25 protein-coding genes are annotated in these 24,324 nt (G+C 61.5%); 6 read left to right on the top strand and 19 right to left on the bottom strand.

Annotated elements, in window-relative coordinates; translation table 11 throughout:
• Window positions 1-564 precede the first annotated feature (564 nt).
• Window positions 565-1,569 (top strand): DUF2336 domain-containing protein, encoded by a 1,005-nt coding sequence (locus IHE39_RS02030; RefSeq protein ID WP_192565351.1) that lies wholly within the window; start codon window positions 565-567, stop codon window positions 1,567-1,569.
• Here IHE39_RS02030 and IHE39_RS02025 read toward each other — a convergent pair.
• The 3 genes from IHE39_RS02025 to IHE39_RS02015 form a co-directional block, all read right to left on the bottom strand.
• Window positions 1,556-1,903, bottom strand: a complete 348-nt coding sequence (locus IHE39_RS02025) for a DUF1491 family protein (RefSeq protein ID WP_184769309.1) — start codon at window positions 1,901-1,903, stop codon at window positions 1,556-1,558. The two genes, IHE39_RS02030 and IHE39_RS02025, sit on opposite strands and share 14 nt — an antisense overlap.
• An 80-nt stretch (window positions 1,904-1,983) precedes the next feature.
• Window positions 1,984-2,784, bottom strand: a complete 801-nt coding sequence (locus tag IHE39_RS02020) for a peptidoglycan-binding protein (RefSeq protein WP_192565350.1) — start codon at window positions 2,782-2,784, stop codon at window positions 1,984-1,986.
• Complete coding sequence (locus IHE39_RS02015; RefSeq protein WP_246485362.1) at window positions 2,759-4,534, bottom strand: sensor histidine kinase; 1,776 nt, start codon at window positions 4,532-4,534, stop codon at window positions 2,759-2,761. The genes IHE39_RS02020 and IHE39_RS02015 overlap by 26 nt, the downstream gene beginning before the upstream one ends.
• A gap of 446 nt (window positions 4,535-4,980) precedes the next feature.
• Between IHE39_RS02015 and IHE39_RS02010 the strand changes: the two genes are divergently transcribed.
• Both IHE39_RS02010 and IHE39_RS02005 read left to right on the top strand, forming a co-directional pair.
• On the top strand, window positions 4,981-5,328 hold the full coding sequence (locus IHE39_RS02010; RefSeq protein ID WP_184769311.1) for a DUF5330 domain-containing protein: 348 nt from the start codon (window positions 4,981-4,983) through the stop codon (window positions 5,326-5,328).
• A 197-nt stretch (window positions 5,329-5,525) separates the two neighbouring features.
• Entirely contained in the window at window positions 5,526-5,954 is a 429-nt protein-coding gene (locus IHE39_RS02005; protein ID WP_192565349.1) for a SufE family protein, read from the top strand.
• Between the two features lie 542 nt (window positions 5,955-6,496).
• Here IHE39_RS02005 and IHE39_RS02000 read toward each other — a convergent pair.
• The 9 genes from IHE39_RS02000 to IHE39_RS01960 all read right to left on the bottom strand — a co-directional run bounded on the left by IHE39_RS02000 (window position 6,497) and on the right by IHE39_RS01960 (window position 13,548).
• Window positions 6,497-6,922: a Ros/MucR family transcriptional regulator gene (locus IHE39_RS02000; RefSeq protein ID WP_184769313.1), complete on the bottom strand. Its 426-nt coding sequence runs from the start codon at window positions 6,920-6,922 to the stop codon at window positions 6,497-6,499.
• Between the two features lie 266 nt (window positions 6,923-7,188).
• Window positions 7,189-7,563 carry a monovalent cation/H(+) antiporter subunit G gene (gene mnhG / locus IHE39_RS01995; protein WP_192565348.1) on the bottom strand — a complete coding sequence of 125 codons (375 nt, stop codon included), beginning with the start codon at window positions 7,561-7,563 and terminating at the stop codon, window positions 7,189-7,191.
• Window positions 7,560-7,874, bottom strand: a complete 315-nt coding sequence (locus IHE39_RS01990; protein WP_192565347.1) for a cation:proton antiporter — start codon at window positions 7,872-7,874, stop codon at window positions 7,560-7,562. The genes mnhG and IHE39_RS01990 overlap by 4 nt, the downstream gene beginning before the upstream one ends.
• The gene (locus tag IHE39_RS01985) at window positions 7,874-8,347 is read right to left on the bottom strand and encodes a Na+/H+ antiporter subunit E (RefSeq protein WP_192565346.1); all 474 of its coding nucleotides are present in this window, start codon (window positions 8,345-8,347) and stop codon (window positions 7,874-7,876) included. Before IHE39_RS01985 ends, IHE39_RS01990 begins: the two co-directional genes overlap by 1 nt.
• A complete protein-coding gene (locus IHE39_RS01980; RefSeq protein WP_192565345.1) occupies window positions 8,344-9,903 on the bottom strand; it encodes a Na+/H+ antiporter subunit D in 1,560 nt (519 codons plus the stop codon). The genes IHE39_RS01985 and IHE39_RS01980 overlap by 4 nt, the downstream gene beginning before the upstream one ends.
• A gap of 4 nt (window positions 9,904-9,907) precedes the next feature.
• A complete protein-coding gene (locus IHE39_RS01975; RefSeq protein ID WP_184769317.1) occupies window positions 9,908-10,285 on the bottom strand; it encodes a Na+/H+ antiporter subunit C in 378 nt (125 codons plus the stop codon).
• A complete protein-coding gene (locus IHE39_RS01970; protein ID WP_184769318.1) occupies window positions 10,285-10,704 on the bottom strand; it encodes a Na+/H+ antiporter subunit B in 420 nt (139 codons plus the stop codon). The genes IHE39_RS01975 and IHE39_RS01970 overlap by 1 nt, the downstream gene beginning before the upstream one ends.
• Before the next feature lies 1 nt (window position 10,705).
• The gene (locus tag IHE39_RS01965) at window positions 10,706-13,024 is read right to left on the bottom strand and encodes a putative monovalent cation/H+ antiporter subunit A (RefSeq protein ID WP_343070064.1); all 2,319 of its coding nucleotides are present in this window, start codon (window positions 13,022-13,024) and stop codon (window positions 10,706-10,708) included.
• A 155-nt stretch (window positions 13,025-13,179) separates the two neighbouring features.
• On the bottom strand, window positions 13,180-13,548 hold the full coding sequence (locus tag IHE39_RS01960; protein WP_184769320.1) for an SH3 domain-containing protein: 369 nt from the start codon (window positions 13,546-13,548) through the stop codon (window positions 13,180-13,182).
• A gap of 116 nt (window positions 13,549-13,664) precedes the next feature.
• Between IHE39_RS01960 and IHE39_RS01955 the strand changes: the two genes are divergently transcribed.
• On the top strand, window positions 13,665-15,764 hold the full coding sequence (locus tag IHE39_RS01955) for a S9 family peptidase (protein ID WP_192565343.1): 2,100 nt from the start codon (window positions 13,665-13,667) through the stop codon (window positions 15,762-15,764).
• A gap of 138 nt (window positions 15,765-15,902) precedes the next feature.
• On the opposite strand, the gene IHE39_RS01950 is transcribed toward IHE39_RS01955, so the two are convergent.
• The 4 genes from IHE39_RS01950 to IHE39_RS01935 form a co-directional block, all read right to left on the bottom strand.
• A complete protein-coding gene (locus tag IHE39_RS01950) occupies window positions 15,903-16,856 on the bottom strand; it encodes a cytochrome c (protein WP_192565342.1) in 954 nt (317 codons plus the stop codon).
• 10 nt (window positions 16,857-16,866) lie between these two features.
• Window positions 16,867-17,304 carry a c-type cytochrome gene (locus IHE39_RS01945; protein WP_192565341.1) on the bottom strand — a complete coding sequence of 146 codons (438 nt, stop codon included), beginning with the start codon at window positions 17,302-17,304 and terminating at the stop codon, window positions 16,867-16,869.
• Window positions 17,305-17,482: 178 nt separating this feature from the next.
• Window positions 17,483-18,079: a superoxide dismutase gene (locus tag IHE39_RS01940; protein ID WP_184769324.1), complete on the bottom strand. Its 597-nt coding sequence runs from the start codon at window positions 18,077-18,079 to the stop codon at window positions 17,483-17,485.
• Window positions 18,080-18,185: 106 nt separating this feature from the next.
• Window positions 18,186-19,064 carry a branched-chain amino acid aminotransferase gene (locus tag IHE39_RS01935; RefSeq protein WP_192565340.1) on the bottom strand — a complete coding sequence of 293 codons (879 nt, stop codon included), beginning with the start codon at window positions 19,062-19,064 and terminating at the stop codon, window positions 18,186-18,188.
• Window positions 19,065-19,206: 142 nt separating this feature from the next.
• On the opposite strand from IHE39_RS01935, the gene IHE39_RS01930 reads away from it, so the two are divergent.
• Together IHE39_RS01930 and IHE39_RS01925 are read left to right on the top strand one after the other, a co-directional pair.
• The gene (locus IHE39_RS01930) at window positions 19,207-19,869 is read left to right on the top strand and encodes a haloacid dehalogenase type II (RefSeq protein WP_184769326.1); all 663 of its coding nucleotides are present in this window, start codon (window positions 19,207-19,209) and stop codon (window positions 19,867-19,869) included.
• A 180-nt stretch (window positions 19,870-20,049) separates the two neighbouring features.
• Entirely contained in the window at window positions 20,050-20,790 is a 741-nt protein-coding gene (locus IHE39_RS01925; protein WP_192565339.1) for a L,D-transpeptidase, read from the top strand.
• 92 nt (window positions 20,791-20,882) lie between these two features.
• Here IHE39_RS01925 and IHE39_RS01920 read toward each other — a convergent pair whose 3' ends face one another.
• The 3 genes from IHE39_RS01920 to IHE39_RS01910 form a co-directional block, all read right to left on the bottom strand.
• Entirely contained in the window at window positions 20,883-22,439 is a 1,557-nt protein-coding gene (locus IHE39_RS01920) for a helicase HerA-like C-terminal domain-containing protein (protein WP_192565338.1), read from the bottom strand.
• A 327-nt stretch (window positions 22,440-22,766) separates the two neighbouring features.
• Window positions 22,767-23,237 (bottom strand): GreA/GreB family elongation factor, encoded by a 471-nt coding sequence (locus tag IHE39_RS01915; RefSeq protein WP_192565337.1) that lies wholly within the window; start codon window positions 23,235-23,237, stop codon window positions 22,767-22,769.
• Between the two features lie 65 nt (window positions 23,238-23,302).
• Window positions 23,303-24,307, bottom strand: coding sequence for an asparaginase (locus IHE39_RS01910; protein WP_184769330.1), 1,005 nt, complete (start codon window positions 24,305-24,307; stop codon window positions 23,303-23,305).
• Window positions 24,308-24,324: the final 17 nt, after the last annotated feature.

Below are 24,324 nucleotides of genomic sequence, written 5' to 3'. Positions count from 1 at the left end.
CGTTGCGGCGGGGCGCATCGTTTCGCAGATCGCCAGCACTCGAAGCCGCGCCCTTGGTTCGCTCGTAGCGCACGCCTGGAAAGATGATGATGGATGCCGAAGTTTCCGCTGTCCGGGGAGACCGGCGGATGGCCGCACGACGCGGCATGAATGACACAACGCTGCCCATGGTTCGCGATTTCCCTCTCGGTTCGACCGGAGTAAGCACGCAACGCCTCCGCCTCGATAAGGCCAGCAGAGAGGTTAACAGTCCGTTACTGCCAAAGATTTGATTCAACTCTTGGCGTTGCCACTGCGTCCTTGACACCACCTTGATAGCCGAGTGCCGTTAGAAGCGCGTGAAAGCAGCAGCATTGCCGATGCCGAAACGATCACCATGCGTCTCTGACGACACGCGATAGAAAATCGCCGTAACCAATTGGTAACAAACGTATTCCTTAACGCCAAAGTTAACAGTGCGCTAACAAATCCTCGCTAAGTTTATGTTCACCTTAGGAAGCCAAGACGTATCCGCGTTCGACCGCTTCCGAGGCAGTGTCGAGTTTTTGTCAGGCGTACCCGTTCGTGTCAGCATCGGACTTCAGGCAAATTGCCATTGGACGCGAAACCGGAAAGCCAGAACGGCTGTTCCGGGCGGCGGTGTCGGCATTCTGCGCTCTGCCCCGGCCTTCGCGCCGCGAGATCGGCCAACTGGAAGACCTCACACTGCCGCTGTTCGACAAGGTATCGGTGGAAGCCCGCCGGTACGTCGCCGCAGCACTTTCAGAAAGCGAATACGCCCCGTTCGGTCTGGTCCGCAAACTCTGCGACGAACCCGTCGACATTGCAGCCCCGCTGCTTGTCCGTTCGCCGATCCTGTCCGACGTCACCCTCATCTCATTGATCGGCCGCCACGGCCTGCCGCACGCGCGCGCCATCGCCCGCCGCCCGAACCTGCACAAGACCATCGCCGACCTGATCCGGGTGCTTGAGCGCCCGCGCCTGGTTTATCCTGAAGGCGCCAAGCAGGACGAGCCGGCAACAGTCGCATCGCAAGCGACCGTGACGGTCGCGCCCGACGTGTCCAATGATCCCGTTCCCGGCCAGCTCGCCGAGAATGTCCGTCGCAAGCTGCGCGCGATGATGACGCCGGCCGCACCCCGCCAGACCGTGGCGGACGAGGAGCGTGCGCCATCCTACGACAAACTCAAGGCGACGGCGCTGACAGGCAATGACACCTTCTTCCAGACGGCGCTCGCCGACGCGCTGGAGATCGATCTGCATGCCGCTCGCTCGATCACCGAGAAGTCAGGTTACTCCTCGCTCATCGACGCGCTCAAGGCCCTCGACCTCACTGAGGAACAGGCATTCCTGCTCGCGGCCAGCATCCTGCCCGGTCAATTCGCCCACGCGGAAGCGGTCAGGCTGTTCCTGGAACGCTATCGCGCACTGCATCGCGACGTAGCGCTTGATCGTGTTCGCGACTGGAAGGCTGCGTCGGTCGGTGCCCGCATTCGCAGCAATGCCGAGCGTCTTCAGCCGAGGCCGCGGTCTTCCGCTGCCAAAAGCGACCAGCTCAAGGCGTCGTAATCGAAACCAGATCGACGATTTCGGTCTTGCCGGGCTCGATCTCGACCACCCAGATGTCAGGATCAAAGCGCCGCTCGCGTTCGAGCCGCTTTTCGATCGCGGTGCCATCGTCGTCGCTTTCAAGCAGGCTGAACTGACGCTCTCCCGGGCGCGCCATGTCGTAGCTGGTCTGTGGTGCCGGCCCGTAGAGGTTCGAGCGGCCGAAACGATCGCGGGTAAGAATGAAGACCGCGCCGGCCTCGAGCGCTCCCCGATTGAGTATCGCTCCAAAACCACCCTCGCCGAAGACGCGACGCAGCAGGGCCGACACCCAGAAGTCAGTGGTTAGACGCATAGGACCGGCCCGATCGCAGTTTTCGACGAGGCCTCTATAGCGGCTTGGCGTTCATGCGCACAGGCCAATCCATGCCGGGTTCAGTTGGTCAGGCCGATCTCACGCATCTTGACGTAAACGCCCGGGTCGGGCTCGCCCGTTTCCGGCAGGCCGAACAGAGCCTGGAATTCGCGAATTGCTGACTTGGTCCTGGCACCGGGAACGCCGTCGATCTCGATGCCATCGTTGCCGAACGCCTTCAACCCGGCCTGGATCTTCATGATCCGCGCGCTGATGTCGGCGTCCGATGCGGGTTCGGCACGCGCCGGCGTCGGCGACGGTGCCGCCTTCGGCGCCACAGCAGGCACCGCCTGCTCACGCGGCGTCGGCCGTGGCGCTATGCCGGCAGTGGTGTCGGCCGCGCCAAGCTGATCGAGCAGCTGTGCGTCAATTTCGCCGGTCGCCGCCATGCCGACCTTCTTCTGATAGGCCTGGATGGCGCCGCGCGTTGCCGGTCCGTTCAGCCCGTCAACCGTGCCGTCGTAGAACGCCAGGTCCTTCAGGATGCCCTGCACCCGTTCGATGCGCGGATCGCCTTGCGGCCTGACGACCTCCACGGCTTCCTGCGGCCGCTCGATCTTGATCGTCGTTTCGGGCGCGTTTTCGTTCATGTCGGGAAATTCGACCGCCTCGCGGGTCGAGAAGAACGCGCCTTTGTGCGCGTAGGGCTGATACCACAGCGCATTCGCCGAGACATAAAACAGCGCCACCATGAATGCCGTCGATCCGCCCACCAGCACCGGGTTGCGTGCAATTAGTCCGCCTAGCGCCAGGACACCGTCCTGCAGCGGGCTGCGCTCCTCAATGACCTGCCGTTTAGCTTGCTTTGCGGAGCGGGCCACTGCGCATCTCCTTGTTCCTGCCAGCAGGAAGCCGCATCAGTTCGCCCTTCGCGGGCTCGGGCCGGTAGGTCGGTCCCTCGACAGGTAGGCTGATGGTGACAGTCGTTCCTTCGCCCGGCGCGCTCTCGATCGACATCGTGCCGTCGTGCAGGGAAACCAGCCCCTTGACCAGCGATAGCCCGAGGCCGGTGCCTTCGAAGCGGCGGGTATAGTCATTCTGGATCTGCGTGAAGGGCGTGCCCAACCGCGACAGGTCGTCCTGGGCGATGCCGATGCCCGTGTCGGATACCCAGAAATGCAGACGCGAACCGAGGCGCTTGGCGCCAATCTCGACCCTGCCGCCGTCAGGCGTGAATTTGACCGCATTGGACACGAGGTTGATCAGCATCTGCTGTACGGCGCGGCGGTCGGCCTTGACCTCGCCCGTGCCGGCGGCCACTTCGACCGCCAGGTCAAGCGACTTGGCCTGCGCCTGCAGCGCCAGCATCGAGGCGCACATATCAACGGCGTCGCGGAACTTGAATGGCTCGGGGGTGATCGCATAGCAGCCGGATTCGATCTTGGTGACGTCAAGGATCGAATTCACCACGTCGAGCAAGTGCTGGCCGGAATCACGGACGATGCCGACATATTCCTTCTGGCGCGGCTCCTTGAAACCACCGAACATCTCGTGCAGCAGCATGTCGGAAAAGCCGATGATCGCATTCAGCGGCGTCCGCAACTCATGGCTGACGGCTGCCAGGAAATTGCTCTTTGCAAGCTCAGCACTCCTCACCGCATCGGCAGCCGTGGCCAGTTGCTCGCGCAGATCGGCGACCGTGTCATTGCTGCGCACGACCGCGACAAACCCCTGGCCTTCGGCCTTCATCAACTCGAGCACGAACGGCCGGAAGTTGTCGCCGGCGTCACCCTCGTTCTGCCTCGGCAGGCGCAAGCGTAGCTCAACCTCGCGCAGCTGAGCGCCGTCGCGCATGTCTGCCAGCGCGCAGAGGTAGCCGACACGATCCGCAACATGGATGCGATCGAACAGAGCGGTTCCCAGCAAAAGTTCCGGCTGCAGCCTGAGCATGGTCCGTGCCTGATCGGACACGTCGGTCACGTCGCCATTGTGGGCCACGCGCAGCACAACCGCCTTGAGCACCTTTTCCAGCATGTCGGCCGGCGCGTCTTGCTGTTCGACGCGGCGATCCAGAAATGCGCCAGCACGAGCAGCGAAAGTGGCAAGCCAAGCAACCGGCAGAAGCCAGTGCCATGCGGATACCGCAGCGACTTCGGCAAAGGGCATCGACCCGAGAAGACCTTGAGCCAACACGGCAATAACGGCTGCGATTGCTCCAAGCTTTGCCGCCTTGCGCGTCCGCCAGACCCACAACGCCTCCAGCGGAAGTGCCGCGACCAGCAATGTAGCCGGCGACGTCAATCCGCCGGCAGCGGCAACGATCGCAGCGATCGCGGCGGTTGCCACGACAAGCGAAGTCACGCCGATCTGTCCAGCCTTGCCGGTAGCAGCAATCAGCAATGCGGCGAGCCAGCTCAGGCTGAAGGCGGCGAAAATGACAGCGAAGGTCGAGGCTGCGCCGAGATTGGCCGAGACCAAAAACACGCCCGCCCCGGCAACCAGAAAGGGAGCGGCCAGCAACAGACCGACAAGCCGCCGCTGGCGCGAACGCTCGCAGCCGTCGGCCGACGGATGGACCAGCCGGTCGCAGCCGCCGGCCATCGCGCCGGAAAACTCACCGTATCTGGTCATGACAAAACTCAACGCTACGCACTCTTCCGTGGCTCGCTCTGCGGCTCTTCTGTAGTTGTCCCAAACTCGCACCGAGCCTTTAATGAAGGGATAAAGCTGGCCGATCGAAACCCGGTCACGCGGCGAATATCGGGATCATGGCGCCTACATTCGAGAACAGTTCTCGCCATGGTAAACAGGGGGTTATTTGCCGACTTGGCGCTTGCGAATCTGCCTCAAGCACTCCCTCCTGCAGTTTTTCAATTTAAATCAATTGCTTACGAGTCTCATGAGACATTGCTTATGCGAACAAGCCCGCAGGCCGGGCCAGTCCGTTAAACTTTGGTGAAAAGCCTTCGCAAAATGCCACCATTTGCAGCAATCGCTCCTTTGTTCCTTCATGTCATTGTCGGCTCAACACGAGGTGAGGCCGCAAAGATGGCCCGCCAGACCACAAGAGGCACACCATGGGCTTTCTCATCAGGACCGCATTCTGGTTCTCGCTCGTCCTGCTCCTGCTGCCGCTCGGCACCGGGCCCAATGGCGAGAACAGCGTGAGCCCGTTGCAGGCCATTTTTGCCGCACGCGAAGCCGTCGGCGACCTCGCCGGCATTTGCGAGCGCAAGCCGGACGTTTGCGAGACGGGCAAGGCCGCGATGCAGACCATTGGCGTAAGAGCCCGCGAAAGCGCACGCCTCGCCTATCAAGCGCTCGACCAGCAGTTCGGCCAGCCTGACACGGCAACGCAGACCGGCAGCGTACCGGAAGCTCCCCCCGGCGTTCCCACCGCAAAACCCGTGGCCCCGGCCAACTGATCCCCGCCACCAGGCAAGCCCACGTCCGCGCTTGGTCGCGACAGGGTCGCCAACGCTTTTGGTTCAGCGCATAGGGTCAGCCAAACTATGGCTCGGCCCCATGCGCAGGCCCCACCGCAGGTCGTCCGCCTCTGGCACCTGCGGTGCCTTTCTTTTTTCGTGACGGCCGGCGGTGCTGCGACTATATCCAAGGCATCATGACGGCTTCGATAGACACCATCCGCGACGACTTCTCATTCCTCGACGAATGGGAGGACCGCTATCGCTATGTCATCGAGCTGGGTGAAGCGCTTCCGTCCTTTCCGGAATGCGCCCAGACCGACATCAACAAGGTGCAAGGCTGCGTCAGCCAGGTCTGGCTCGTTACCCACCTAGGCGACGGCGCCGACCCGGTCATCCGTTTCGAGGGGTATTCCGACGCCCATATCGTGCGCGGGCTCGTTGCCATTATGCTTGCGCTGTTTTCGGGCCATCGCGCCAGCGAGATCATGGCTATCGATGCGGAGGCGACCTTGAAGACTCTCGGTCTCAACGAGCATCTGTCGCCCCAACGCGCAAACGGCCTGCGCTCCATGGTCAAGCGCATCAAGCGCGACGCCGAGGCAGCGCTCCGCCAGATCGCCTGAGCCACCGGTCAGCCCAATCTGGGGGATAGTGCTCCACCCCCCAATGCAGCACCTTACGGTCGCGGCAAACGCCACCACCCGGATTGTAGTGCCGCGCCAGCACGCCAGGTGTGCCAACCCTGAAAACCTTCCGCATCATTGCCCGATCTGAGTCAGACCAGGCAGGATCGCGATGCGGGATTTTTCAGGGAAATCGCAGCGTTCAAAAGAAACAAGCTGACGGAGTTCACCGATGCCAGGCAAAGAGCAGCCCCGCAGCTTTGCTGCGGGATCGAACTTTCGACTGCATCGCTGGAAGAGCCGGCACCGACATTGGCCCTGCGGAAGCGGCTCGAGCGGGCAATCGAACGCGAGCGGCTCAGAGACATCAATCGCCACTGGAGCTACGACCTCAATCGCCACATCGCGCTCAAGAGGTGCGAGATCGGATGAAGGCGTGTTCCCGGCCAGCTGGCAAGGCTGTCGCTGCGGCCGCGCCGTCTCGGGCCCAAACGCAATGCGGCGCCCGAAGGCGCCGCAAGCTGAAAATCTTTCGAAGGGCTTTACTTGCCTTTGCGCTTGCGGCCCAAGCCCATCTTCTTGGCGAGCTGCGAGCGCGCAGCCGCGTAGTTGGGCGCCACCATCGGATAGCTGGCGTCAAGGCCCCACTTCTCGCGATACTGGTCGGGGGTCATGTTGTAGTGCGTCATCAGGTGACGCTTAAGCGATTTGAACTTCTTACCGTCTTCAAGGCAGATGATGTAGTCGTCGTGCACCGAGCGCTTGGGATTGACGGCCGGCTTCTGCTTGTCGGCAGGCGGCGTCTCGGCGACGTTGCCAACGCGGCCAAGGGCTGCGTGGACATCTGCGATCAGGCCCGGAAGTTCTCCCACCGGAACTGGATTGTTGCTGACATATGCGGCCACCACGTCGGCGGTCAACTCAATCAGGGTGTCGTTGTTGGTTGCAGGCGTTTCGGAAGTATCCATATGCTTAGGCCCCAATGTGACTGGATGTTTTTTTGCCCGATGTTGCGACCGGGATGCGGTGCGTTCTTGTATCGCAAATTGCCTTTGCGACTCGCACTCCATCACTTTAATGAGCCTGTCGACAGAACAAGTCAATTCACTATTCTTTGTGAACTACAATAACAATGATTTCAACACACCTCTAACAAATGAACCTTTTTGATACGGTATCGTTATCGTGTGAGATCAAGTTGGACAACGCTGAAAGTTGTCCCGCAGGGTCATTGTCAACGTTCAGTCCCAACCAGGCCGTTCTTCTTTGGCGCCGTCACCGTTTCAGCCAAATCGTCGCTCACAGAGCCTCGCCACATGCGATAACCCGCTGAGTATGCCGCCTTGGCAAGCAAATGGGCGGAGATCGGCGCGGTCAACAGAAAGAAGACGACACCCGCCAGCGCGCGTAACGTTGTAGCGAACTCGCCAATATGCACGGCAAGCGCAATTAACATCAGACAAGATCCCAAAGTTCCGGCCTTCGAGGCTGCGTGCATGCGCGTATAGACATCAGGAAGGCGCAACAACCCAAAAGACGCAGTCAGTGCAAACAACGCGCCGACCACAATGAGAGCTCCGGCCAGATAGTCGCCGATACCGTCGATCATGGCCTATCCTCCTCGGCCTCTTCTTTAATGGCGTCGACACCGCCGCTCATCACAAAACGAGCAAAAGCAACGGTGGCCAGGAAGCCAACAAGACCGAGCGCAATGGCGACATCGACATACAACGTGACGCCAGAACGCAGCCCGAGCACGGCAATAAAGCCGATGGCAACGGCAACAAGCATGTCGAGCGCCAGGATCCGGTCCGGCAATGACGGCCCCTTGAGGACGCGCACCACCACCAGCAGAAACGAGATGGTGAGAACGCCAAGCGCAAAGGTCGCGCAGATGTTGAGGAAAGCAGCTCCAGACATCACCTGAATGCCTCCAGTATTCTACGTTCGAACCCTTGGCTGATGTCGCGGCGCGCCTGGTCGGGATCCGAACAATCCATTCCGTGTACGAACAGAGTGCGACGGTCATCAGAAACGTCGACCGACAATGTGCCAGGCGTCAGCGTGATCAGATTGGCAAGCAATGTGATCTCGAAATCCCGGTCGACCTTCAAGGGATAGGCGAAGATGCCGGGCTTGATGTCCATGCGTGGCGACAGCACCAGCTTCGCTACCTTGAAGGCTGAGAGAACAAGCTCCTTGATGAACAAGGCTATGAGCAACAGCAACGCTATGGGGCGTATGACAACCTTGGTTGTCTGTAGCTGCTCGCGCACCAGGAACAGGACGATCCAGCCGATAACAAATCCAAAGGCCAGATTGGGGATCGAGTAGCTTCCCGAGATGGCGACCCAGACCAGTGCCAGTATCAATTCGTTGCGGAACGGGATCATGATCCACTTCCTACTGGAAAGACTGCATGCACATAGGCCGAAGCATCGAGCAATCCGCTTGCCGCTGTCGTCGAGAGCCGAATGAAGGTCTCCGGCAAAACTCCCATCGCAAGCATCGCCAAGACAAGGACCACAAGAGCACAGCAACCCGATACCGACATCACCCCAGCTGTCGTTGCCTTGTCGCCGGCCCGCTCACGCCAGAAAGCCAGGATGAATACACGGCCGAGCGCGATGGTCGCCAAGAAGCCACTCAGCAGGATCGCAGCCGCGATCTGCCAAGCGCCGACGTCGAGTGCCGCCCGAACCAGCATCACCTTCGGCCACAGCCCCGAGCCGGGCGGCAGGCCGGCGACGGCCAACGAGATGATGAAAGCGAGCGCAGCAAGGAAGGGACTCGCACCGTAAAGCCCCGACAGGCTGTGAAGCGAAAAGCTGCCGCCACGCTGGCGCATCAAACCGCCAAGCAAATAGAGGGCGGACAATGCAAGCATAGAATGCAGCGCGTAGAATATTGCCCCTGACAGCCCGCCATTGCTGCCGAGCGCGATGCCTGCGAGCATGATGCCGACGCCCGAAATGACCAGGAACCCGGCGATCCTGCGGATGTCGGATTGCGCCAGGGCGCCGAGCGCACCGATCAGCATGGTTGCCACCGCCACCCAGCCGATGACGCCCGCCAGCACCAACCGTTCGGCGGCGAAGATCATCACCAGCGACCTCAGCAAAGCGTAGATGCCAACCTTGGTCAGCAACCCGCCGAACAGCGCGCCGGTGATGACAGGCGGCGTGTGATACGACGCAGGCAGCCAGAAATTGAGCGGAAACGCCGCCGCTTTCATGCTGAAAGCCAGCAGATAAAGCGTTGCCAGCGTCATCAGCGGGGCGGCTTCGCCGATCTGCCCTGCCTTGGTGGCAAGGTCCGCCATGTTCAGTGTGCCGAAGGTTCCGTAGAGATAGCCAGTGGCGATCAGAAACAGCGTCGTGCCGACAAGGTTGAGGATCGCATATTTGGTGGCGCCATCGATCTGGGCCTTTTCCGATCCAAGGATGAGCAGGCCGAAGGACGAGATCAGGAAGACCTCGAACCAGACATAGAGGTTGAACATGTCGCCGGTCAGGAAAGCGCCGCTGACGCCGGCCATCATCAGCATCAGGAACGGATAAAAGCCGTAGCGCCGGCCGGCCGCGTCGATGTCGCGCACCGAATAGGCGCAGCAGACGAGTGCGACAACCGAAGCCGTCAGCGAGAAAGCAGCGCCCAGCGCATCAGCGGTGAACGAGATGCCGAAAGGCGGCAGCCAGCTTCCCATCGTCATGGATACCGGGCCTTCGGCCAGCACACGCTGCAGCAAAAGCCCGTTCGTGCCTACCATGGCCGCGTGCACGACGAGTGCCAGCAACGCATGCCAACGAATGTTGTGCCGGATCATCAGCAGCACCGCACCCGCAACGATCGGCAGCAATACCGGTGCGATGACCAGCCAGTCGGCCGCGGCAACCGGCCCGGCAATCATCGCTGCGGTCTTGTCGACGACCTCGCCTTGTACGGCCATTCGCTCAGTACCCCATCGGCGGCAGGCCGTCGTCAGCCGGTTCGGCAACACGCATGCCATCGGTGTCGTCGGTGCCGATCTCCTGGTAGGCGCGATAGGCAAGCACCAGCAGGAAAGCAAAGAACGAAAACGAGATGACGATTGCCGTCAGGATCAGCGCCTGTGGCAATGGGTTGGCCACGGCAGTTGCCGGTACATCAAGGCCTTCGGCGATGATCGGCGGCACCTCGCGCATGATACGGCCATTGGTGAAGATCAGCAGATTGACGGCGTTGCCGAACAAGACGACGCCGAGCAGGATGCGGATGATGTGCCGCGACAGCATCAGGTAAATGCCGGCAGCGAAGAACAGGCCGACCAGAATTGCGAAGACGGCTTCCATCAATCGTGCTCCCGGTCTTCAAGGGCGAGCGCGATCGAGGTGAACGATCCGACCACAACCAGATAGACGCCGATGTCGAAGACCATGACCGTCGACAGGTCGACGCTGATGCCGAAGAAGCTTGGCGCGCTCCACAAACCGGTCAGGAATGGCATGCCAAACAGCAGCGACGGCAGCCCGGCAACGGCGGAGGCAAACAGCCCGAAGCCGGCAATCGCCATGGGGTGAAAGTAAAGCGCGCGCCGCACGACCGGCACGCCAAAAGCGATGCCGTGAATGGCAAAGGCGGACGCCGCGATAAGGCCGCCGGTGAACCCTCCGCCCGGTTCGTTGTGTCCGCGCAACAGCACGAACACCGAAAACATCAGCATCAGGCAGGTGAGAAACGGGGTCGCGGTCCTGAAGATCAGCGTCTGCATGCTACGCCTCTTCGGCCACGGTCGGGCGCACTTCCGTCTTCTTTGAACGGATGCGCACCAATGCCAGTATCGCCAGGCCGGTCACCATCACCACGGCGATCTCACCCAACGTATCGAGGCCGCGGAAGTCGACGATGATGACATTCACGACGTTGCGGCCATGGGCGATCGTTTTGGAATAGGTATTGAAGAACTGCGACAGCCGGTCATCGAACGGCATCTGCGTTACTTTCAGCAGCAGCAAAGCAAAGCCAATGCCGCACGCTCCTGCAATCGCCATATCAAGCAGCTTTTGCCGGAGCGGCCGGTGATCGGTCGGCGCAAGCCTGAGCCGCGTCATCACCAACGCCAGGATCACAACGGACAGCGTTTCGACCATGAACTGGGTGAACGACAGGTCAGGCGCGCCAAACAGCATGTAGAGCAAGGCGACCGCAAAGCCCTGGATGCCCAGTGAGACAATCGCCGTCAGCCTGCTGCGCGCATGAACCACCGCAGCGACACCAATCACGGCAATCGCCAGAACGCCCCATTCGTAGAACCGCAATGCCGGCACATAAGGCATCGCAGGCAATTCATCGAACAGCACCATCGGCAGCAGAAGCGTCGCTGCCACTGCGATGAAGGTGACGGTCATATAGATGTCGAGACGGCCATTGTGGATGATGCGCGTCAGGCCGGTTGCGAGGCGCAGCAGGCCGCGCAACACCTGGTCGAAGCCCTGATCCGGGCCCCAGCCAATTGCCCGGAGCACGCCGGCCATTGCTGCGCGTAGCCTGTCGAGCCCGAGATAGGCTACAATGCCCAGCGCAACCGTCAGACCTGAAAGGACGAGCGGCACGCCCAGATGCGGAATCGTCGAGATCGTGACCTCGATAGGACTTCCGGCGACAGCGCTAGCGGTCGGCGAAGAGAACAACCGGTGCGCGATCGGCGAGGCAAGGGCCGCGGCAAGTCCGGCTGCCCCGAGCACGACGGGCCCCAGCCACAGTGATATCGGTCCTTCATGCGCCGCCTTCGGCGTCTTGGTGGCATCGCCCATGAAAGGCCGAAGCGCCACCGCAAAACCGATGGCAAACATCAGCGCATTGCCGCAGATAGCAACGATCAGCAACGCGGCCTGCCAGCCTTCGGGCGAACCAAGCGTGGCGTAGATCTCTTCCTTGGCGAGGAAGCCGAAGAACAACGGCAGTCCGCCCATCGAAAGTGCCGCAAGCATCGCTGCAACGAAGGTGATCGGCATGGCCTTGCGCAGACCGCGCAAGCCGGTGATGTCGCGCGTGCCCGTCTCATGATCGATCAGGCCGGCAACCATGAACAGCGCGCCCTTGAACATCGAATGCGCGATCAGGTACAGGGCCGCCGCTTCGATCGCCTTGTCGGAACCAAGGCCGGTCAGCATTACCAGCAGCCCAAGCGAGGCGACGGTGGTGTAGGCAAGCATCAGCTTGAGATCGGTCTGCCTGACAGCGAGCAGCGTACCGACAGCCAGCGTGACACCGCCGAACAACGGCAGGATCGTTTCCCACGCTACCGTGTCGCCCATCACTGGATTGAGGCGCATCACCAGATAGACGCCGGCTTTCACCATGGTCGCCGAATGCAGATAGGCCGAAACCGGTGTCGGTGCCTCCATGGCATTGGGCAGCCAGAAGTGGAACGGAAACTGCGCCGACTTGGTGAAAGCACTACCCAGCACCAGCACGAGGGCAACGAGATAAAGCGGACTGTTACGCAAGGCATCGCCGGAGCCAAGCAGCGACGAAAGCTCGGTCGTCCCGGTCGCCTGCGCGATCACCAGCAGGCCGGCGAGCAGCGAAAGCCCGCCAAGGCCGGTTACCAGCAGCGCCTGCAATGCCGCGCGGCGCGAGGCCTCACGGCCATGATCGAAGCCGATCAACAGGAACGACGTTATCGACGTCAGTTCCCAGTAGACGAACAGCATCAGGAAGGAGTCCGAGACCACCAGTCCCAGCATCGCGCCCATGAACAGCAGGATGAACGAGAAAAACCGCCCCTGGTGCGGGTGCCCTTTGAGATAGCCGCCGGAATAGATGACGATCAGCGTACCGATGCCCGAGATCAGCAGCGCAAAGGTCAAGGACAGGCCGTCGAGATACCATGAAAAACGCAGACCGAGGCTTGGCGCCCAGTCAAACCCGGCTGAAACAGCAGCACCGGAGCCCACCGTACCGAGCATTCCGGCGAAGTGCACGAACACAAGCAATGGAACCGCAGCAAGCAACCAGCCGGCATTGTGTTTCATCACGCGGGTCAGGAGCGGGGCAAAAAGCGCGCCGACAAATGGCAGCATGAGGATAAGGAAGGTCAGCGCGCAGGCCCTCTTAGTGTCTCACGTTATTACTGCTAGGGCATAGACTCCCTGCCACGTGGGGGCAACCCTGAACGGACCTTGTCAACGACAAGCGTCGCTTTCAGCAGCCCCGCAAGAGCGGGTAGGCCGTCAATATGCGGTCAATACGGCGTGATGTACTTGCCGTAGACCCAGCCGGTCACGAAATGTCCGTTCTGGGCAGGGTCATGCCAGACCTGGCACCAGCGATAGCGAACCCGCTGCTCCTGCTTCCATTCAGGCAGGTGCGAAATGTTCAAAAGATCGACACCGCCGGTGCATTTGCCGGTCATCTGCAGCACCATCCCATTGGGATAGGCAGCCTGCTTCTGCGAGCCGTTGGAAGGATACTTGCGGATGTTCAGCGTGTCGCCAAACGGAACATCGGCCACCTGCCAGGCAGCAAACGCCGCCGCGTGGGATTGGCCGGCCAGCAGCCCGACAGTCGAGGCAACAACAAGTGCCGCGGTAGCTTTCAAGAACATGTTCATCTCCCTCCGGCAGGACCGGTCAATTGGAACGTTGACGAACAATGCAACTCAGCCCTTGAACCCGCCCTGATCGGCGTGTTCATTCGCCATTCAAGATTCATCCCATGCGAGACCTAATGACCAGACCTGCCATTTTCGCCGATATCACCGCGCCCTCGCCCGAGCGCCGCCCCGTCTCCGACACGCGCCACGGCATCACGCGCGTCGACGAATACGCGTGGCTGCGCGCCGACAACTGGCAGGAGGTGTTCCGTGATCCGAGCGTGCTCGATCCTGATATCCGCAGCCATCTCGAAGCGGAGAATAGCTATCAGGCCGAACTGATGGCCGACACAGCCGAGCTCAGGAAGGCGTTGTTTGCCGAAATGAAGGGCCGCATCAAGGAGGACGATTCCTCGGTGCCGATGAAGGATGGCCCCTTTGCCTATGGTTCGTCGTTCAAGAAGGGCGGCGAGCAGCCACGCTACTTCCGTATCCCCAGCGAAGGCGGTGCCGAGGAGATCATCCTGGATGGTGACAAGGAAGCCGAGGGCCATGCCTACTTCCGTCTCGGCGGGCTCGACCACTCATCCGACCATGCCCGCCTGATCTGGGGCTTCGACGACAAGGGCTCGGAGTTCTACACGCTGCGTGTTCGTGAATTGTCTGATGGCACCGATCTGACCGACGTCGTTGGGGATACCGGTGGTTCGGGCGTCTGGGACGCCGCCAATGCCGGCTTCTTCTACACCCGCCTCGACCCCAATCACCGCCCCTCAAAGGTCCTCTACCACGCGCTCGGCAGCGACGCTGCGTCCGACCGGCTGATCTACGAGGAGACCGACCCCGGCTTCTTCATGAATGTCGGCGGCACGCGCTCCAACGAATGGATCATGATCTCGATCAGCGACCATGAGACATCCGAGTACCGCCTGTTCCCGGCCACCGATCCGCTGGCGGCACCCAAACTGGTGGCGGCGCGCGAGATCGGCCTGCAATACGACCTCGAAGAAGGCGGCGACATCTTCTTCGTGCTGACCAACGCGGACGGCGCCAAGGATTTCAAGATCATGACCGCACCGGTCAGCGATCCTGTGCGTGCCAACTGGAAGGAGCTCGTCGCTCATGAGCCGGGCCGCCTCATTCTGTCGGTGATCGGCTTCAAGGACTTCATGGTTCGTCTGGAGCGCAAGGAAGGGCTGCCGCGCATCGTCGTGCACGAGCGCGCCACAGGAGCCGAGCACCACATCTCCTTCCCCGAAGAGGCGTTTTCGCTCGGCCTGTCGGGTTCTTACGAATACGACACCGACACGATACGCTTTTCCTATTCGTCGATGACCACCCCGTCGCAGCTGTTTGACTACAACATGCGGACGCGCGAACGAGTTCTGCTGAAAACCCAGGAAGTGCCTTCCGGCCACAACGCCGACGATTACGTGACCCGTCGCCTCATGGCCCCTGCCCCAGACGGCGAACTGGTGCCGATCTCGCTGATTCATCACCGCGACACGCCCTTGGATGGCACGGCGCCGTGCCTGCTCTACGGCTACGGCTCCTACGGCATGACGATCCCGGCCTCGTTCAACACCAACTGCCTGTCGCTGGTCGATCGCGGCTTCGTCTATGCCATAGCCCATGTCCGTGGCGGCAAGGACAAGGGTTACGCCTGGTACGACGACGGCAAGCGCGCGACCAAGACCAACACCTTCACCGATTTCGTCGCTTGCGCCCACCACCTCGTGGCCGAGCGCTACACCGCGCACGACCGCATCGTCGCCCAGGGTGGCTCGGCCGGCGGCATGCTGATGGGTGCTGTTGCCAACATGGCGCCAGAGGCCTTCGCCGGCATCCTCGCCGAAGTGCCCTTCGTCGACGTGCTGACCACCATGCTCGACGACACCTTGCCGCTGACGCCGCCGGAATGGCCCGAATGGGGCAATCCGATCGCCTCGGAGGACGACTACAGGACCATCGCCGCCTATTCGCCTTACGACAATGTCGCGGCCATCGACTATCCGCCGATCCTGGCGGTCGCGGGCCTTACCGATCCGCGCGTCACCTACTGGGAGCCGGCCAAGTGGGCGGCGCGGCTGCGCGAGCGCAAGTCGGGCAACAGTCCGGTATTGTTCAAGATCAACATGGATTCAGGCCATGCCGGCGCCTCAGGCCGCTTCTCGCGGCTGGAGGAAGTTGCCTTCAACTATGCCTTCGCGCTGAAGGTGGTCGGGCGTGTCTAGCCATTGAAATGTGACCGCCGGCCTCTGGCCGCCGGCTCGTTCAGCCGGCAGGCTTCGGCGCCTGCGCCGGCCTCTGGCCGCCGGCTCGTTCAGCCGGCAGGCTTCGGCGCCTGCGCCGGCCTCTGGCCGCCGGCTCGTTCAGCCGGCAGGCTTCGGCGCCTGCGCCGGATACCCGTTGGGGTGCGGCGGGATCGCCTTGAGATAGGCGGCGATCGCCTCGCGGTCCTCGGCGGTCAGCCTGGCCATGTTCTTCTGCACCTCGACCATCGTGCCGCCGACTGAATCGAACTCGGGCGTGAACCCGGTTTCGAGATAACCGGCGATGTCGCCTTCGGACCAGCCGTTGATGCCTTTGCCTTCGGGTGTGATGTTGGGCACGACACCGTCGCCTTCGGCGGCTTTGGCACCGGCCAGCCACTGGCCTTTCTCGGAGCCGCCCGCAAGGCTGCGCGGCGTATGGCATTCGCCGCAATGGCCGGCACCTTCGACCAGACCCTGCCCGTGCAGCACCTTCTCGGGCGTGCCCTCGGCAAACGCCACCACTGGCGCATTGCTGAGATAGAGCTGCTTCCACAGCCCCAGCCCGCGCCGGATGTTGAAGGGGAAAGCCAGGTCGTGATCGGGCGCCCTGCCCTGCATGGCCGGAATCGTCTTCATGAAGGCATAGAGATCGGCAACGTCAGCGGGTTTCATGCGGGCGTAGGAGGCGTAGGGAAATGCCGGATACAGGTGCTGTCCTTCGCGCGAAACGCCTTTCAGCATCGCATTGGCGAAGTCTTCGAGCGACCAGCCGCCGATGCCGTCATTGGGATCGGAAGAAATGTTCGGCGCCACGAAATTGCCGAATGGCGTCTTGAGCTCGACGCCGCCCACAAGTTGCAGGCGCGCGTCGCCTTCGGATTTCGGTTTGGCATGGCACGAGGCGCAACCGCCGGCATCGAAGATGCGCTGCCCGCGAGCAGTGTCACCGGCTCCCAATGCAGCCAAGGCCTCCGGCCCCAGCTTTTCGGGTACCGTCAGCCACCAGAAAATTGCGGCCCCGGCGCCGCCAAGCGCCAGAGCCGCAACTGCGAGTTTCCTGAAAACGGCCATCCCCAGGGGGTCAGCCCTTCTTCACACGGAAAGCCTCGTGGCAGGTGCCGCAGGTCTGGCCGATCGTACCGACCTGCGCCTTCAGTGCGTCGATATCCGCAGCCGGACTTGCGACCGCGGCTGCCGTTGCGGCCTTGAACTTGTCGACTTCCGCCTGGAACCCGGCGAGATCCTCCCAGATCTTGGGCGAAGCGGTCGTGTCGCCCTGGTCGCTGCCGGCGGGGAACGATGCCGCAACATCGATCTTCTGGACGTTGTCATTAAGAGCCGTCAGGGCCGCGACAACCGCAGCCGCGTCGAATGGCGCTTCGCCCTTCACCATTTTCACAAGTGTGCCGACTTGCTTTGCATTCTCCTTCATCACCGCCTGGCGATCAGCAATCACATCGGCGAATGCTGCGGTGGTAGCGAGCGCGAGCGCTGCAATGGCAAACACAATTTTCTTCATCAGGTCCTCTCTGGGTTGCGAATGCTGCCTAGGGCCAACGGCGAAACTGGCCGAATTCGTCCAGAAATTCTCTTCACGCTTCCGTGACTGTTAGTCTTTTTCAAACATTGTCACCCAAACGCAAAAACCCCGGCCAAGGCCGGGGTTTTCGTTCGCGACATATGAACCGAGATTAGGCTCAGGCCTTTTCGTAAAGCTCGAGCACGTAATCCCAGTTGATCAGGCTGTCGACGAACGCCTCGAGGTACTTCGGGCGGGCGTTGCGATAGTCGATGTAATAGGAATGCTCCCAGACGTCGACGCCGAGGATCGGGGTCGCGCCGTGAACCAGCGGGTTCTCGCCGTTCGGGGTCTTGGAGATGGCGAGCTTGCCATCCTTGACCGACAGCCAGGCCCAGCCCGAGCCGAACTGGGTCGTGCCGGCAGCGATCAGGTCTGCCTTGAACTTGTCGTAGCCGCCGAGGTCGGCATCGACAGCCTTCTGCAGCGCGCCAGGCAGCTTATTGCCGCCGCCGCCCTTCTTCATCCATTTCCAGAAGTGGACGTGGTTGTAGTGCTGCGCTGCATTGTTGAACAGGCCGGCATTCTTGCCGAACGACTGCTTCACAACCTCTTCCAGCGACAGCTTGTCCATGCCTGCTTCGGCAGCCAGCTTGTTGCCGTTGTCGACGTAAGCCTTGTGATGCTTGTCGTGATGGTACTCAAGCGTCTCCTTCGACATGAAGGGCTGCAGCGCCTCGTAGTCGTAGGGCAATTCGGGCAATTCAAAAGCCATGGATCATACTCCCTTGCTGGCAATTTCGCGGCATGACTATGCCGTCTACAGATAGGTCGTCATCGTCTTGGAAACAGATGAGAGGCACTGTTTTTCTTCGCTGCACTCAGGCCTTGCCGGTAGAGTGAGCCCACTCCCAATATAGCTCGCGCGACTTTTTTGCTACCGGTCCCGGCTGCAGATTTCGATCTTCGATGCGCGTCACCGGAACGACCTTGGAGTGGTTGCCTGTCGAGAATATCTCGTCGGCTTCGAGGAATTCGCGCACCGACAAGGTCTTTTCGACGACCGCATAGCCGCGGTCGGCAAGCAACGACATTGTGCGGCTGCGGGTGATTCCGGAGAGAAAAGTTCCATTCGGTGCCGGCGTGAAAACCTGGCCGTTCTTGACAAGGAAGATGTTGGACGATCCGGTCTCGGCAACGTTGCCCAGCATGTCGAGCACCAGCGCGTTGTCGAAGCCGCGCATCTTGGCGTCGAGGATGGCGCGGCCGTTGTTTGGATAGAGGCAACCCGCCTTGGCGTTTGTCGGCATCGTTTCCATGCTCGGACGGCGAAATGGCGACAGGCCGATCGAAAATCCCGTCGGCGGCAGCATTGGTGATTCGTAGAGGCACAGGCAGAACCGTGTCGACGCAGGGTCGGCCGGAACCCCCATGTAGCCGCCATGCTCGGCCCAATACATCGGCCTGATGTAGACTGCCGTCTTGCCGTCGAATTTCTTGAGCCCATCCCAGGTCAGCCCGACAATCTGCTCGGGGCTCATCGACGGCTTCAGGCCAAGCGCAATGGCGGAGGAATTGACGCGGCGCGAATGGGCTTCAAGGTCGGGCGCCACGCCCTCGAACCAGCGGCCACCGTCGAACACGCTGGAACCAAGCCACATGGCGTGGCTGCGCGGGCCAATGAGCGCGACATTACCCTCGTGCCAGTCGCCGTCGACAAAGGTCCAGGTCGTGGATTGTGCAGCCGCTGCGAGCGTCATGATTTCGTTCCCGTCGCATCTTGTTGGTGGCCGGCATCGAAAAGGCTTTGGCGGGCCCCGTCAACCAGCACGAGGCCGAAATATTGGAGCCAGATGCTGGTTGCGCTTGCACTCGACACGAAGCCGTCGGAAAACCACTGACATGCGCCACGCCGCCTACATATTCGATGCCTATGGCACGCTGTTCGACGTCCACGCGGCCGTTCGCCGCCACGCCGCCGACATCGGTCCGGATGGCCAGCTCCTGTCGGAGATCTGGCGCGCCAAGCAGCTCGAATATTCCTGGGTCCGCACCTTGATGGGTGCCTATCTCGATTTCTGGCAACTCACCGAGCAGGCGCTCGACTTCGCCTTCAGCAAGGTTGCCTCAGTCGATCCGGCGCTGCGCAGCAAGTTGCTCGACGCCTACTGGAAGCTCGACTGCTACCCTGAGGTTCCCGCCGTCCTGCGCAACCTGAAAGACAATGGCGCGCGGCTTGCCATCCTGTCCAACGGTTCGCCAGCGATGCTGGAAGCTGCCGTACGTTCGGCCGGGCTCGATCTCATTTTGGACGAGGTGTTCTCTGTCGACAGCGTCCGCCGTTTCAAGACGGACCAGTCAGTGTATGACCTGGTGGCCAGCAACTGGCGCCTCTATCCCGAGGCAATTTCGTTCCAGTCGTCCAATCGCTGGGACATTGCGGGGGCCGCAAAGTTCGGCTGCCGCACCGTCTGGATCAACCGCGCCGACCAGCCAGACGAGTACCGAGATCTCCCGCCCTCGTTGATCCTGCCGTCGCTGGAAGGTTTAGTTACAATTGGTTAGCTAACCATAGGTCAGCGATGTTGCCATAACGCAACAGTGATTGGCGCGTCACATCGTTGCCATGCTTTGTCCACCCTTAGGTCAGATTTTGACCCGCCTATCTCCGTGAGCGTTAAGGGGACGCCGACCGCTTCCCTTAAATTCACCATTTCTTTCGAACTGGAATCCTAGATCGCAGCCATGCCCACATTCATTGATTCATCCCGCCCCCTCTCGAGGCGCGGCTTTCTCAACCTGGCGGCCGCAGGTGCTGCCACGGCAGCGCTTTCGGCCTGCTCGACGGTCAGCGGAGGCGGCCAGTTCGCTCAAGCGCCTGAGATCGTGCCGCCGACGCCAACCATCGACCCGGTCCTTGGCGACTATGTCAGCATGTATGGCCCGGTCAGCGACGAAGGCTATGAGGTTCCCGGCATTCCGATCAAGAAGGTGAAGCCCCAGTTCCTTCGCCAGGTCGTGGCCGACCCGACCGGCGAACGTCCCGGCACGCTCGTCGTCGACACCTCGACGCACTTCCTCTACCTAGTCCGCGAGAACGGCGAGGCGATCCGCTATGGCGTCGGCTTGGGCCGCGCCGGCTTTGCCTGGTCTGGCCGTGCCGTGATCCAGTGGAAGCGCAAGTGGCCGAAGTGGACGCCACCGGACGACATGATCGGCCGCGATCCGAAGCTAGAGAAGTACAGCGTCCGCAATGGCGGCATGGCTCCCGGGCTGAACAACCCGCTTGGCGCCCGTGCCCTCTATATCTTCCAGAACAACGAGGACACGCTCTACCGCGTCCACGGTTCGCCGGAATGGTGGACGATCGGCAAGTCGGTGTCGTCGGGCTGCGTGCGCCTGATGAACCAGGACATCATGGATCTGTACGACCGCGTGCCTTCCAAGACGCCGATCCTGGTCACCAACGGCCTCGGCATGGCCTGACCCAAGGCTTCGTCACCCAGGCTTCTTCACCAATGAAAAACGGCGCGTCATCGACGCGCCGTTTTTCATTGGTCTGTCGGAGAACCGGCGGGTCAGAAGCCCTTCTTCAGACTACCTAGAATTCCGCGCACCAGCGCACGACCGACCGACGAACCCACGGAGCGCACCACAGACTTCAGTGCCGCTTCGGTCACGGTCTGCCTGTTTGATGTACGCGGTCTCGGCGCATTTCCGGTGTTGCGGCCACCCGAAGAAGACGGCGCGTCATTGCCAAAGCCCGGAATGGTCCAGCCGCTACCGCCACCGGTATTTACCTGCTGTGCTTCCTCCTGGGCTTTTTGCGCGTCGAGCGCCTTCTTCTGCAGCATCTCAAATGCCGATTCGCGATCGACAGTCTGATCATACTGGCCAGCGACAGGGCTCTCGTTGATCAGCTTCTTGCGCTCCTGCGGCGTGATCGGACCAAGCCGCGATGCCGGCGGACGGATCAGCGTCCGCTGCACCATCGACGGAACGCCCTTGACTTCGAGTGTCGAGACCAGCGCCTCGCCGGTGCCAAGCTGGGTGATCGCGGTGGCGCAATTGAAGTCAGGGTTGGGGCGGAAGGTATCGGCGGCAGTCTTTACCGCCTTCTGTTCGCGCGGCGTGTAGGCGCGCAGCGCATGCTGGACACGGTTGCCAAGCTGGGCCAGCACGGTTTCGGGAACGTCGAGCGGGTTCTGAGTGACGAAATAGACGCCGACGCCCTTCGAACGGATCAAGCGTACGACCTGTTCGACTCGGTCGACAACGATCTTCGGCGCCTCGTCGAACAACAGGTGTGCTTCATCGAAGAAGAACACCAGCTTCGGCTTGTCTGGATCGCCGACCTCGGGCAGCACCTCGAACAGCTCCGACAGCAGCCAGAGCAGGAAGGTCGCGTAGAGCCGCGGGTTCATCATCAGCTTGTCGGCGGCAAGCACGTTGATCGCGCCGCGGCCATCACGCGTCGTGCGCATGATGTCGGCGATCTTCAGCGCCGGCTCGCCAAAGAAGTGGTTGCCGCCCTGCTGTTCGAGCACCAGCAGCGAGCGCTGGATCGCGCCGACCGAGGGCCTTGTGACGTTGCCGTAGCGGGCGCCGATTTCTTCGGCACGCTCGGCGATGTTGGCCAGCAGCGATTGCAGATCCTTCATGTCGAGAAGCAGAAGCCCCTCTTCATCGGCGATACGGAAGGCGATGTTGAGCACGCCTTCCTGCGCCTCCGTCAGGTTCATCAGCCGCGACAGCAGCAGCGGGCCCATTTCCGAGACCGTCGCGCGGATGGGGTGACCTTGTTCGCCGAACAGATCCCAGAAGATGACGGGAAATTCCTGGAACTCATATGGATCGAGCTTGATCGCTTGGGCGCGCGCCGTCAGAAAATCCTTGGCCTCGCCCATCATCGCGATGCCGGACAGGTCGCCCTTGATGTCTGCGCAGAACACCGGAACGCCAGCGTTCGAAAAACCTTCGGCGAGGATCTGCAGCGTTACCGTCTTGCCGGTGCCGGTGGCGCCGGTGACCAGGCCATGGCGATTGCCGTATTTCAACAGCAACTCTTCCGGTCGTTGATAGCTATCGTCCGGCTTGCGGCTGGCACCAATGAAAATGCTGTCGTCCTGCGCCATAGGCTGACTCTCCGGCAATGCTCTGTCACGACCGCATCAGCAGTCTCACGAAAGGTATAGTAGCGGCTTTGCGGTGCGACAATGGCGGTCGCCCAAATGAAATGAACTTGCCGACCAGTAACCGCCCACGCGCCTGACGAGCCGTTCACGCGAGACCGCACGCCGTCCGACTTGTCTTGGATCGTCGCTGCGGGCCGGTTCCTGGCGATGAATGTTTCCGGGCGGGCTGCGGACGACGATGCGTTCTATTGTACGTCATGGGTATCGCTACAGGCGATGGAGCCGGTGCGACCACCTTCTTCCGCGATCATAGGTTTCGGTCGAAGCCTAGCTGCTGAGTTCGACGATTTCCCATTCATGGCCGTTGACCGAGGCTAGATCGCCAACGGATTTGCCAAACAGCGCAATCGCCATGGGCGAGGAGTGGGAAATGCGTCCCTTGGCAGCGTCAGCTTCGTCTTCGCCGACGATCTGCCAGACATTGCGCTTGCCATTATCGTCCTCAACGACAACCTTCATGCCGAACCGGACAACGGTGCTGTCGGGCTCGGGGATGGAAACTTCAGCGGTTTCGCGGCGTGATTGCCAATAGCGCAGGTCGCGCGACACAGTCGCGATGCGCTCGCGATCGGCATCGGCCTCGGCCTTTGCCAAATCCTCGCGCAGGCCCGCAAGCTGGGCTTCGATGTGGGCCAGCCCCTGCTCCGTAACCAGGTTTCGCGACGCGCTGACCGGGCGCTCGCCGATGTCGGCGATTACGTTTTCGCTATCGTCTTCGCGGGTAAAAGCTCTGCTCATCAACCGAACCTAGGTGTTCGCTGCATGGATAACAAGCCAGCCAGGCTGACCCGCTCATTGCGCCCTCAGCCGAATGCAGCGCTGGGCCGAAGCGACGCAACTTCGATGCCGTTCCAGTTCTTGAGCACAGGATTGGCAGCCTTGATCATGCCGCCCGCCAGCACTTCGTCATCAGCCACAAGCTTGGCCAGGACCGCCGCGATCATCACCTCGGCCGCCCTGCCCGCTCCATCGTCGCATTTCAGCGCAATGCCGAGCCCGAGTTCAGGCACAGCCGCGCAGAAAACGCCTTCGGCGCCAACCTTGACGAAGATTCGTCCGGGTGCAGTCTGCATCAACTCCGTATCGGCCCTGTCGGTTCCAGCGACCAGAAAAGGCTCGGCCATGCAGGCCGACATCAGCCGGCGCGCTGCCCTTGCCCTTTCCGCACCGAGACCGTTGCCGGTGACCATTCGCGCAAACCCCAGAGCAAGGTTTTGCAGTGGCACGGCGAAAGTCGGGATCGAACAACCGTCCGTGCCGCGATTGGCCTCGTTGTGCGCGGCTTCTGTTACCGCTTCCATCGTCTCCCGAACCATCTCCTGGAAGCGATGTTCGGGCCTGACATAGCCCTGATGCGCGATGCCAAGATGGCGGCAGGTGCAGACGAAAGCGGAATGCTTGCCCGAACAATTGTTGTGCAGCGCGCTTGGCGACGCACCATGGCGCGCCAGGGCGATCGTGGCGGCATGGTTGGAAGGCCAGTGCGCGCCACATTCGAGCGCATCGACGTTCAGGCCGGCCTTGGCGAGCATGGCGTTGGCGAGTTCGGCATGCGCGACCTCGCCCGAATGCGAGGAGCAGGCCAGCGCCAGCTCGCGTTCGCCAAAGCCATAGGCGTCGGCAGCGCCACTTTCGACAAAAGGCAGTGCCTGGATCGCCTTGACCGCCGAGCGTGGAAACACCGCCTGCTGCGTGTCACCTGTAGCCCAGACCTGCTTGCCATCGCCGTCAACAACGGCCACTGCGCCACGATGTACGCTTTCAACGAGGTCGCCGCGCAGCACCTCGACAAGAACCGGATTTGTCATTGATTACGAGCCTTCAT

Origin of the sequence: Aminobacter carboxidus, from assembly GCF_014863355.1 — a bacterium.
GTDB classification, from domain to species: domain Bacteria; phylum Pseudomonadota; class Alphaproteobacteria; order Rhizobiales; family Rhizobiaceae; genus Aminobacter; species Aminobacter carboxidus.
This window is presented reverse-complemented; position numbering and strand designations above follow the sequence as displayed.

Coding starts and splice junctions, on each gene's coding strand:
- IHE39_RS02000 (WP_184769313.1), bottom strand. CDS start 6,922: ATGGATACTTCCGAAACGCCTGCAACCAACAACGACACCCTGATTGAG.
- IHE39_RS01935 (WP_192565340.1), bottom strand. CDS start 19,064: ATGACGCTCGCAGCGGCTGCACAATCCACGACCTGGACCTTTGTCGAC.
- IHE39_RS01950 (WP_192565342.1), bottom strand. CDS start 16,856: ATGGCCGTTTTCAGGAAACTCGCAGTTGCGGCTCTGGCGCTTGGCGGC.
- IHE39_RS02025 (WP_184769309.1), bottom strand. CDS start 1,903: ATGCGTCTAACCACTGACTTCTGGGTGTCGGCCCTGCTGCGTCGCGTC.
- IHE39_RS01975 (WP_184769317.1), bottom strand. CDS start 10,285: ATGGAAGCCGTCTTCGCAATTCTGGTCGGCCTGTTCTTCGCTGCCGGC.
- IHE39_RS01990 (WP_192565347.1), bottom strand. CDS start 7,874: ATGTCTGGAGCTGCTTTCCTCAACATCTGCGCGACCTTTGCGCTTGGC.
- IHE39_RS01960 (WP_184769320.1), bottom strand. CDS start 13,548: ATGAACATGTTCTTGAAAGCTACCGCGGCACTTGTTGTTGCCTCGACT.
- IHE39_RS01920 (WP_192565338.1), bottom strand. CDS start 22,439: ATGGCGCAGGACGACAGCATTTTCATTGGTGCCAGCCGCAAGCCGGAC.
- IHE39_RS01940 (WP_184769324.1), bottom strand. CDS start 18,079: ATGGCTTTTGAATTGCCCGAATTGCCCTACGACTACGAGGCGCTGCAG.
- IHE39_RS01980 (WP_192565345.1), bottom strand. CDS start 9,903: ATGGCCGTACAAGGCGAGGTCGTCGACAAGACCGCAGCGATGATTGCC.
- IHE39_RS01930 (WP_184769326.1), top strand. CDS start 19,207: ATGCGCCACGCCGCCTACATATTCGATGCCTATGGCACGCTGTTCGAC.
- IHE39_RS01955 (WP_192565343.1), top strand. CDS start 13,665: ATGACCAGACCTGCCATTTTCGCCGATATCACCGCGCCCTCGCCCGAG.
- IHE39_RS01915 (WP_192565337.1), bottom strand. CDS start 23,237: ATGAGCAGAGCTTTTACCCGCGAAGACGATAGCGAAAACGTAATCGCC.
- IHE39_RS02010 (WP_184769311.1), top strand. CDS start 4,981: ATGGGCTTTCTCATCAGGACCGCATTCTGGTTCTCGCTCGTCCTGCTC.
- IHE39_RS01945 (WP_192565341.1), bottom strand. CDS start 17,304: ATGAAGAAAATTGTGTTTGCCATTGCAGCGCTCGCGCTCGCTACCACC.
- IHE39_RS02015 (WP_246485362.1), bottom strand. CDS start 4,534: ATGACCAGATACGGTGAGTTTTCCGGCGCGATGGCCGGCGGCTGCGAC.
- IHE39_RS01985 (WP_192565346.1), bottom strand. CDS start 8,347: ATGATCCCGTTCCGCAACGAATTGATACTGGCACTGGTCTGGGTCGCC.
- IHE39_RS01910 (WP_184769330.1), bottom strand. CDS start 24,307: ATGACAAATCCGGTTCTTGTCGAGGTGCTGCGCGGCGACCTCGTTGAA.
- IHE39_RS01970 (WP_184769318.1), bottom strand. CDS start 10,704: ATGCAGACGCTGATCTTCAGGACCGCGACCCCGTTTCTCACCTGCCTG.
- mnhG (WP_192565348.1), bottom strand. CDS start 7,563: ATGATCGACGGTATCGGCGACTATCTGGCCGGAGCTCTCATTGTGGTC.
- IHE39_RS02005 (WP_192565349.1), top strand. CDS start 5,526: ATGACGGCTTCGATAGACACCATCCGCGACGACTTCTCATTCCTCGAC.
- IHE39_RS01925 (WP_192565339.1), top strand. CDS start 20,050: ATGCCCACATTCATTGATTCATCCCGCCCCCTCTCGAGGCGCGGCTTT.